The organism is Flavobacterium sp. (assembly GCF_044368625.1).
Classification (GTDB): domain Bacteria; phylum Bacteroidota; class Bacteroidia; order Flavobacteriales; family Flavobacteriaceae; genus Flavobacterium.
The window spans coordinates 1-8,074 of record NZ_JBIPPD010000153.1 but is presented as its reverse complement, the minus strand read 5'-3'; the positions used below and the strand labels follow the sequence as shown (position 1 = coordinate 8,074).

The following is an 8,074-nucleotide window of genomic DNA, read 5'->3' as shown; positions in this document are numbered from 1 at the left end:
CAAGATCGCCTCCAATATGATTAGCATCTCCACCTGTTAACAATTCTGCACCCTCTTCTTTTCCTAGTTTAAGATAAGACATGATTTTTTCTTTTTGAACCAAGGAAGCTTGAGCACCAATCATAGTAGATTTATCTAACGGATTTCCAGCAATAATTGCTTCGGTTCTTTCAATCACTTTTGCTATAAACTTTTCATAAATATCTTCGTGAACTAATAAACGAGACGGACATGTACAAATTTCTCCTTGATTCAATGCAAATAAAACAGCACCTTCAATGGCTTTGTCATAGAAGTCATCATCAGCATCACCTACGGATTTCATAAAAATATTGGGAGATTTTCCTCCTAATTCTAAAGTAACTGGAATAATATTTTCAGTAGCATATTGCATTACCAAACGTCCTGTTGCGGTAGATCCGGTAAATGCAGCTTTGGAAACTTTTTTATTGGTAACTAAAGCCCTACCCAATTCCGATCCGAACCCGTTAACGATGTTAATAACACCAGGAGGGAGAATATCACCAATGATTTCCATTAATACTAGTATTGATATAGGAGTACTTTCTGCAGGTTTCAATACTACGGTGTTTCCAGCTGCTAAGGCAGGTGCAAGTTTCCAAACTGCCATTAAGATCGGAAAATTCCACGGAATAATTTGTGCTACAACCCCAAGAGGTTCACTCAAAGCAATCGAAACGGTTTGGGAATCAAGTTCGGTAATAGAACTTTCCTCTGCACGAATAACACCCGCAAAATAACGAAAATGATCAATTGCTAAAGGAATATCAGCGGCTAGCGTTTCTCGAATTGGTTTACCATTATCTATTGTTTCAACAGTAGCAATATACTCTAGGTTGTCTTCAATAGCTTGGGCAATTTTGTTTAGAAGAATACTTCGCTCCGTAACTGAAGTTTTTCCCCATGTTTTGAAGGCTTCATCAGCGGCATCAACCGCCAACGCCAAATCTTCTTTTGTTGAATGTGCTGCTTGAGTAAAAACTTTTCCATCAATTGGAGAGATAACATCAAAATAGTTGCCGTTAACAGGTTCGGTAAATCTTCCATTAATGTAATTCGCGTATTTTGCCTTAAATTCAGGTCTTTTTGCTATATCGCTCATATTTATATTTTTAAGTGAATTTCAAAGTTAATTTTATTATTATTAAATAATTAGCACATATCCACCAAATAGTAGCACAAAATTTTCAAATTCATAATTTTAACTTTATTTTATTGCTAAATGAACATAAAAAATAGGAACGTTAGACAGGAAATCAACTAAAATCAATGGATTTAAATGTATTTTACAAAATAATGAGAAATGAATTGTTTATTTATTCCAGAAAATAAAAAAATCCTCACAATGCTTTTCTATTTTAGAATAAAGATTAAAAACAGTTTAAAAAAATGCATACTATTAAGGTAAACGTAATGCAGTTTTTTTTTAAAGTTTTGACAAGGACATAGGAGTGGCTTCTTTTTATAATCAAGATTAAAAATAAGTACAGTCAAATTATTAGCTAAAGAAATAAAAAATGAACTAAAATTTTATAATCTTTTTGGAATCAATGACATAGACTTAACATTGACTTAACAAAACCTGAATTATATTTTCCGACCTTTGCATCAGAGTTTAATAATTTGGTTTGGTTAGTTAGATTTTTTTAAATGAGCTGGGACTTTTAGTTTCAGCTTTTTTATTTGCTCTTGCTAATAAAATATAGGGTTTCTTTGTTGAAAACTTCGGCATTTTCTACATTAACTACATGTCCACAATTTGAAATTACAATTAAACTTGAAAATGTATTTTGACTTGCCACATGTTTTTTAATCGATGGCAAAAACATGTAATCCTGTTCACCCATCAAAAAAAGAGTTGGAATGGTTGCTTCATTCGCTCTGAATTTTTTTAAAATAGGATTGACTTCCGAAGTAAGCACGTACCATTTCATAAATTCCTTTTGATTCATTTTTTTTGCTTCGTTAACAAATAAAGAACGGGCAACTTTGTGATTACGACGCGGCATAATGACGTAAGCAAAAAACCGATACAACCACAAGTAAGGAACAAAATATTGGAAGATAGTTCCCAATCGCATCAAAACTTGAGCACGAAAATTCATTTGAAAAATGGCGCCTCCCAAAGTCATGCTTTGTACTTTTTCGGGATACACTTCTGCCAATTGACGAATCAAAATTGTCCCTAAAGAAATTCCTACAAAATGCGATTTTTGAATGTTCAAATGTATTAAAACTGCATTAATATCGGACGCCAAAAATGAAAACGTATAGGGAACATCCGATGTGTAATTTTTAGATTCGCCGTGACCACGAAGATCCAAAAGTAGTATATTGGCGTGCTTTTGAAAATCCCTAATTTGCTTGAACCAAATGGACGAACTTCCGCCCGCTCCGTGGACAAACGTAATCCAATGGTCGCTTTTTGTATTGGAAAAAATAGAATAATGTAGCAAAAATCAGTTTTTTGACGAAAGTAATACAAATTACAGTATTTAGCCGCACTTCTTCTAAATTTTAGGCTGGGTTTAGGAAATTTTTCGAATCCAAAAAATTAAAGCGTTCATTTCAATTCCCGATGCAATTGTTTAAAAAAAGAAAATGCGTGGTGCAATCGGGTGCCGTACCATGAAAAAAATGTCCCATCTACAAACATCGTTTTAACGTTAGGAGTGTTGCTCTCGATTTCAAAAACATCTTCATCTTTGAAAGGAAAGGGTTCTGAGGATAATAATACGAGTTCTGGATTGCCCTCTTTTTTCATCGATTCAATTGTAATTTCAGGATAACGTTGTTGGTTTTTATAACAATTATCCAAATGATTGAGTTGCAACATTTGGTCGATAAAGGTTCCACTTCCCGCTACCATATACGGGTTTTTCCAAATAAAATAAACCGTTTTTCGAACAGGCAAAGAGTTGCGAAAATCCAAAAAATCAGTATGTCCAAAAGCAATTTTGTCGACCCATTTTCGGGCTTCTGTCCGGCAATTGAATATTTCACCAAAGTCGATTAGCGTTTGCAAAGTATCTTCAATCGTAACAATATTCGTTACCCAAACGGGACAAATTTTTCGCAACTCAAGCACTATTTCCTCAGTATTTTCTTCCTTGTTAGCAATAATAAAATCCGGCTGAAGCAGTCGTGTTTTTTCAAAATGCACTTTTTTAGTACCGCCAATAATTTTCTTGGTCGATTTGAAGTGAACAGGAAACTCACAAAACTTTGTAATTCCAACAATTTTATCTTCCAAACCCAAATCATAGAGTGTTTCGGTTAAGGATGGCACCAACGAAATAATGCGTTGAGGCGTGGAGTTTAGTTCAAATGAAGTACCTAAAGGATCTTTAATTTGGAGCATTTTAAAAGTTTTTGTGATTCAAAATTACAGTTTTTAAATTGTAAAGTGGCTGAAAATCGTAAGTTGGCGTTTTATTTTATAAAAAAACACCGCACCTTTGTACTTTAAAAAAGTAGGATTCGATGAACATCAAACTCATTGCCATTGGCAAAACCGACAATAAACAGTTGCAATCCTTAATCGACGATTATCAAAAACGGCTTTCGTTTTATGTCAAATTTGATTTGGAAATTATCGCCGATATCAAAAATGTCAAAAACCTGTCCGAACTCCAACAGAAAGAAAAAGAAGGTGAATTGATTTTGGCTAAAATCACTTCGACCGACCAACTTATTTTACTTGATGAAAACGGCAAAAATTTCAGTAGTATGGAATTTTCGGAAGAATTACAAAAGAAAATGAACTCAGGAATTAAAACTTTGGTTTTTGTTATTGGAGGTCCATACGGTTTTTCGGAAAATGTGTATCAAAAAGCACAAGGGAAAATTTCGCTTTCGAAGATGACATTTTCACACCAAATGGTTCGGTTGTTTTTTATCGAACAATTGTATCGGGGTTTTACTATTTTGAAAAACGAACCGTACCATCACAAGTAGAATCTACCCCTCCCGAAGCCTCGGTATTGAAATTTTATATTTTAACCTTTCATCGCGTCAAATAACTTTACGGCTTCAAGGGCTTCTTTTACATCGTGGACTCTCAAAATTTTCGCACCTTTGAGTAAAGAAATTGTGTTTAAAACTGTGGTTCCGTTCAAGGCTTCTTGAGGCGTGTTTTCTAATGTTTTGTAAATCATTGATTTTCTAGAAACCCCAGATAATATGGGCAAATTAAGCATTTGAAACAATTCCAACTTATGCATTACTTCGAAATTTTGTTCCAATGTTTTGGCAAAGCCAAAGCCGGGATCGACGATGATATCGGAAATTCCCAAACTTCTGGCAACGTTTACTTTTTCAGAGAAATAGAATAACATTTCCTTCAAAATATCGTCATAATTCGTTAGAATTTGCATCGTTTGTGGCGTTCCTTTCATGTGCATCATGATATACGGAACTTTAAATTTGGCAACGGTTTTCATCATTTCAGTATCTAAATTTCCAGCCGAAATATCATTAATGATTGCCGCTCCCGATTGAATTGCCTTAGCGGCTACTTGACTTCTAAACGTGTCTACCGAAAGTATAATTTTCGGAAAATGTTGGAGTAAAAGTTCAATTACGGGAATCAATCGTTGTATCTCCTCTTCTTCCGAAACAAACTCCGCATTGGGTTTGCTGGAATAAGCTCCAACGTCAATAAAGGTGGCTCCATCGGCTAACATTTTTTGTACTTGAGTTAAAATCGCATTTTCGCTTGAATAGATGCCGCCGTCAAAAAAAGAATTGGGCGTTAGATTTAAAATTCCCATAACTTTTGGGGAACTCAAATCAATCAATCTTCCTTTGCAATTTATAGTCATTTGTACTTTTTTTTGGGGTTTGGGATTTCCTTTTGGCTTAATCGTTTTTTATTCCTTATTTTTGAAAAAATTTATACAAATATAATTCAATAATGAGCAATACTTCTCAAGAATACGATAAAATAGTAGGCCATTGCCGCAGTCTTTTTATCAATAAAATGAGTGATTATGGGAGTGCTTGGCGCATTTTACGCTTGCCGTCATTAACCGACCAAATATTCATCAAAGCCCAACGAATCCGTAGCTTGCAGCAAAACGAAGTACGCAAAATAGACGAAGACGAAACCGGAGAATTTATTGGTATTATCAATTATGCGGTAATGGCGTTGATTCAATTAGAATTGGGCGTTGTGGAACAACCCGATTTAAAAACTGCTGAAGCCACTCGATTATACGACGATAAAATCCAGGTAACGAAAGCCTTGATGGAAAATAAAAACCACGACTACGGAGAAGCTTGGCGCGAAATGCGGGTGAGTTCCCTTACCGATTTGATTTTACAAAAGCTCCTTCGCGTAAAGCAAATTGAAGACAACAAAGGAAAAACAATTGTCTCGGAAGGCATTGATGCCAACTATCAAGACATGATTAATTATTCGATATTCGCATTGATTTTGATGCAAAAACATTTATAGAAGATTTCATTTTTTTGAAAAAAATAACAAACATGAAAAACATCATCACCCAATTCTCCCGAATTTTTGTCGGCATTTTGTTCATTATTTCTGGATTAATCAAATTGAATGACCCGATTGGATTTGCCTTCAAACTAGAAGAGTATTTCTCGCAACCCGTTTTAAATTTGCCTTTTCTAGAACCTTTGGCTTTGGCTATCGCTGTAATAATGGTGATTTTAGAAGTGGTTTTAGGCATAATGCTTTTGATTGGTTTTAAACAGAAACTGACCATTTGGAGTTTATTGTTGATGATTGTATTTTTTACTTTCCTTACTTTTTATTCTGCTTATTTCAATAAAGTAACCGACTGTGGCTGTTTTGGCGACGCGTTGAAATTAACGCCTTGGGAATCGTTTACTAAAGACATCGTACTGTTGTTTTTCATTCTGATTTTGGTTATCAACATCAAATTGATTAAGCCATTATTCAAAAATAATGTAAATGCTATTCTCACTGGAATTACATTGGTATTGTGTATTTTTATGGCCTATTGGGTATTGAATCATTTGCCTTTAAAAGATTTCAGAGCTTATAAAGTAGGAACCAATATCGAGGAAGGAATGGCTTTCCCGCCGGATGCCGAACCCGCAGTGATTGAAATGATTTTTGTGTATAAAGTAAATGGCGTTGATACCGAATTTACCGACAAAGAATTGATGTCCATCCCTCCAGGTGCTCAGTTTGTGGATCGAAAAGATAAAATTATTTCTCTAGGATATGTACCACCGATCCACGATTTCACTATGGAAAAAGAGGATGTGGATTTCACAAGTACATTCTTAGCAGAGCCAAAGTTGATGCTTTTTATTTCTTATAATTTAGAAATCGCAGACGAAGCGGGTTTGCAAAAACTCGAGGCTTTGCACCAAGCTGCGGTCAAAAAAGGTTATAAAGTAATTGGAATGACGGCTTCTAGTCAGCAAGAAATTGCAAAAGTAAAAGCCAAATACAACTTTACATTCGAGTATTATTTTACCGATGCCACTACTTTAAAAACCATCGAACGCGCCAACCCAAGTATCGTCACTTTAGAAAAAGGAACCATTACCCAAAAAGTGCATTACAACGACATTGACAAATTGAAATTGTAATAAAAGGAGCCGTTTGATATCATTTAAACGGCTCATTTTTTTATTTTTAGAATATATAACTAATCTCCACGCTGAAAACTGAATACTTGCTCCATGATTCGCTACTTTTTAAATAAAATCGGATATGCATTTCTCACCCTTTTTGGAGTGGTCACGGTTATCTTTTTTTTATTTACCGTTTTGCCGGGCGATCCCGCACGAATGATGTTGGATCAAAACGAAAATTCCGAACAACTGGCCATTATCAAAAAGAAATATGGATTTGACCAACCTTTATCGATTCAATACCTGAATTATTTAAACGACCTCTCCCCGATTTCGCTGCATCATACGAGTCCTGAAAAGTATTCGTTTCTTAACAAAGAAAAATACAATGCCATTTCGCTTTTTACCATTGGAAGTCAGACATTGGCTTTAAAAACGCCTTATTTGCGTGAAAGTTTCCAAAAAAGCGGAAAAAAAGTCACTGAAATTATTGGAAACACCTTACCCAATACATTTTTGTTGGCCTTTTTTGCAATTCTCATCGCCATAGGAATTGGAATTTTATTGGGAATAATATCCGCATTGTACTACAACACTTGGCTTGACCGACTCATTGCTTTAATCAGTACATTGGGAATGAGTGTTCCTTCGTTTTTTAGTGCTATTTTGTTCGCTTGGTTGTTTGGTTTTGTGTTACAAAAATTCACTAACCTCAACATGACCGGCAGTTTGTATGAAGTAGATGATTTTGGAAATGGCAGTTACATCCAATGGAAAAATATTATTTTACCAGCCATTGTTTTAGGCATTCGACCCCTAGGGGTGGTTACGCAATTGATGCGAAATTCCCTTTTGGAAACTTTCAGTATGGACTACATCCGAACGGCCCGTGCCAAAGGTTTGAGTGAATTTCAAATCATCAAAAGACATGCTCTTAAAAACTCGCTAAATCCAGTGGTTACGGCCATTTCAGGTTGGTTTGCTTCCATGCTTGCCGGAGCGGTTTTTGTGGAATATATTTTTGGATGGAACGGTTTGGGAAAAGAAATTGTAGAAGCACTCAACACCTTAGATTTGCCCGTGATTATGGGGTCTGTGATAGTAATTGCTACGACTTTTGTGGTAATCAATATTTTGGTAGACCTCGTTTATGCGTGGTTGGATCCTAAGATTAGGTTGGAGTAAAAAAACTTGGCTGGCGCCAAAAAGTGATAACAAAACTTAACAATGGTTTTGCAATTTAAAATCAGGTAGAAAAGTACATCATCGCTTTTTAGAACTTTTCTATAAATACTTTCACCAATAAAACATAAAATAGATTATTCTTGATGAATATTTAAATAAATAAATTAGAAAAAATCAACCTGTATTTCTACATTTTTCAAACAAACGAAATCAAAATTGTTTCAATTGAATTACTATATTTGTAAATAGTAAAATTAAATATTTTTTGACAAAAATCAGAAGTGATTACAAA

Annotated in this window: 8 protein-coding genes; 4 read left to right on the top strand and 4 right to left on the bottom strand. The window is 34.8% G+C overall.

Going from position 1 to position 8,074, the window contains the following annotated elements; translation table 11 throughout:
• The 3 genes from ACIQ2X_RS11360 to ACIQ2X_RS11350 form a co-directional block, all read right to left on the bottom strand.
• Positions 1 to 1,123, bottom strand: a 1,123-nt coding sequence (locus ACIQ2X_RS11360; protein ID WP_396179039.1) for an aldehyde dehydrogenase family protein, incomplete at its 3' end; no start/stop codon positions are given.
• A 577-nt stretch (positions 1,124 to 1,700) separates the two neighbouring features.
• On the bottom strand, positions 1,701 to 2,477 hold the full coding sequence (locus ACIQ2X_RS11355; RefSeq protein WP_396179038.1) for an alpha/beta fold hydrolase: 777 nt from the start codon (positions 2,475 to 2,477) through the stop codon (positions 1,701 to 1,703).
• 107 nt (positions 2,478 to 2,584) lie between these two features.
• Complete coding sequence (locus tag ACIQ2X_RS11350) at positions 2,585 to 3,382, bottom strand: ABC transporter substrate-binding protein (RefSeq protein WP_396179037.1); 798 nt, start codon at positions 3,380 to 3,382, stop codon at positions 2,585 to 2,587.
• Between the two features lie 122 nt (positions 3,383 to 3,504).
• On the opposite strand from ACIQ2X_RS11350, the gene rlmH reads away from it, so the two are divergent.
• Complete coding sequence (gene rlmH, locus ACIQ2X_RS11345; RefSeq protein WP_396179036.1) at positions 3,505 to 3,978, top strand: 23S rRNA (pseudouridine(1915)-N(3))-methyltransferase RlmH; 474 nt, start codon at positions 3,505 to 3,507, stop codon at positions 3,976 to 3,978.
• Between the two features lie 41 nt (positions 3,979 to 4,019).
• Here rlmH and folP read toward each other — a convergent pair whose 3' ends face one another.
• The gene (gene folP, locus ACIQ2X_RS11340; protein WP_396179035.1) at positions 4,020 to 4,844 is read right to left on the bottom strand and encodes a dihydropteroate synthase; all 825 of its coding nucleotides are present in this window, start codon (positions 4,842 to 4,844) and stop codon (positions 4,020 to 4,022) included.
• Positions 4,845 to 4,936: 92 nt separating this feature from the next.
• Here folP and ACIQ2X_RS11335 point away from each other — a divergent pair, with 92 nt between their 5' ends.
• The 3 genes from ACIQ2X_RS11335 to ACIQ2X_RS11325 all read left to right on the top strand — a co-directional run bounded on the left by ACIQ2X_RS11335 (position 4,937) and on the right by ACIQ2X_RS11325 (position 7,782).
• The gene (locus ACIQ2X_RS11335) at positions 4,937 to 5,479 is read left to right on the top strand and encodes a DUF1599 domain-containing protein (RefSeq protein ID WP_396179034.1); all 543 of its coding nucleotides are present in this window, start codon (positions 4,937 to 4,939) and stop codon (positions 5,477 to 5,479) included.
• A gap of 32 nt (positions 5,480 to 5,511) precedes the next feature.
• On the top strand, positions 5,512 to 6,612 hold the full coding sequence (locus tag ACIQ2X_RS11330; RefSeq protein WP_396179033.1) for a BT_3928 family protein: 1,101 nt from the start codon (positions 5,512 to 5,514) through the stop codon (positions 6,610 to 6,612).
• Between the two features lie 93 nt (positions 6,613 to 6,705).
• Complete coding sequence (locus ACIQ2X_RS11325) at positions 6,706 to 7,782, top strand: ABC transporter permease (protein WP_396179032.1); 1,077 nt, start codon at positions 6,706 to 6,708, stop codon at positions 7,780 to 7,782.
• The last annotated feature ends 292 nt before the right edge of the window (positions 7,783 to 8,074 follow it).

What these genes read in the sequence shown, in the direction of transcription:
- rlmH (WP_396179036.1), top strand. Translation starts at nt 3,505, where the DNA reads ATGAACATCAAACTCATTGCCATTGGCAAAACCGACAATAAACAGTTG.
- ACIQ2X_RS11325 (WP_396179032.1), top strand. Translation starts at nt 6,706, where the DNA reads ATGATTCGCTACTTTTTAAATAAAATCGGATATGCATTTCTCACCCTT.
- folP (WP_396179035.1), bottom strand. Translation starts at nt 4,844, where the DNA reads ATGACTATAAATTGCAAAGGAAGATTGATTGATTTGAGTTCCCCAAAA.
- ACIQ2X_RS11335 (WP_396179034.1), top strand. Translation starts at nt 4,937, where the DNA reads ATGAGCAATACTTCTCAAGAATACGATAAAATAGTAGGCCATTGCCGC.
- ACIQ2X_RS11330 (WP_396179033.1), top strand. Translation starts at nt 5,512, where the DNA reads ATGAAAAACATCATCACCCAATTCTCCCGAATTTTTGTCGGCATTTTG.
- ACIQ2X_RS11350 (WP_396179037.1), bottom strand. Translation starts at nt 3,382, where the DNA reads ATGCTCCAAATTAAAGATCCTTTAGGTACTTCATTTGAACTAAACTCC.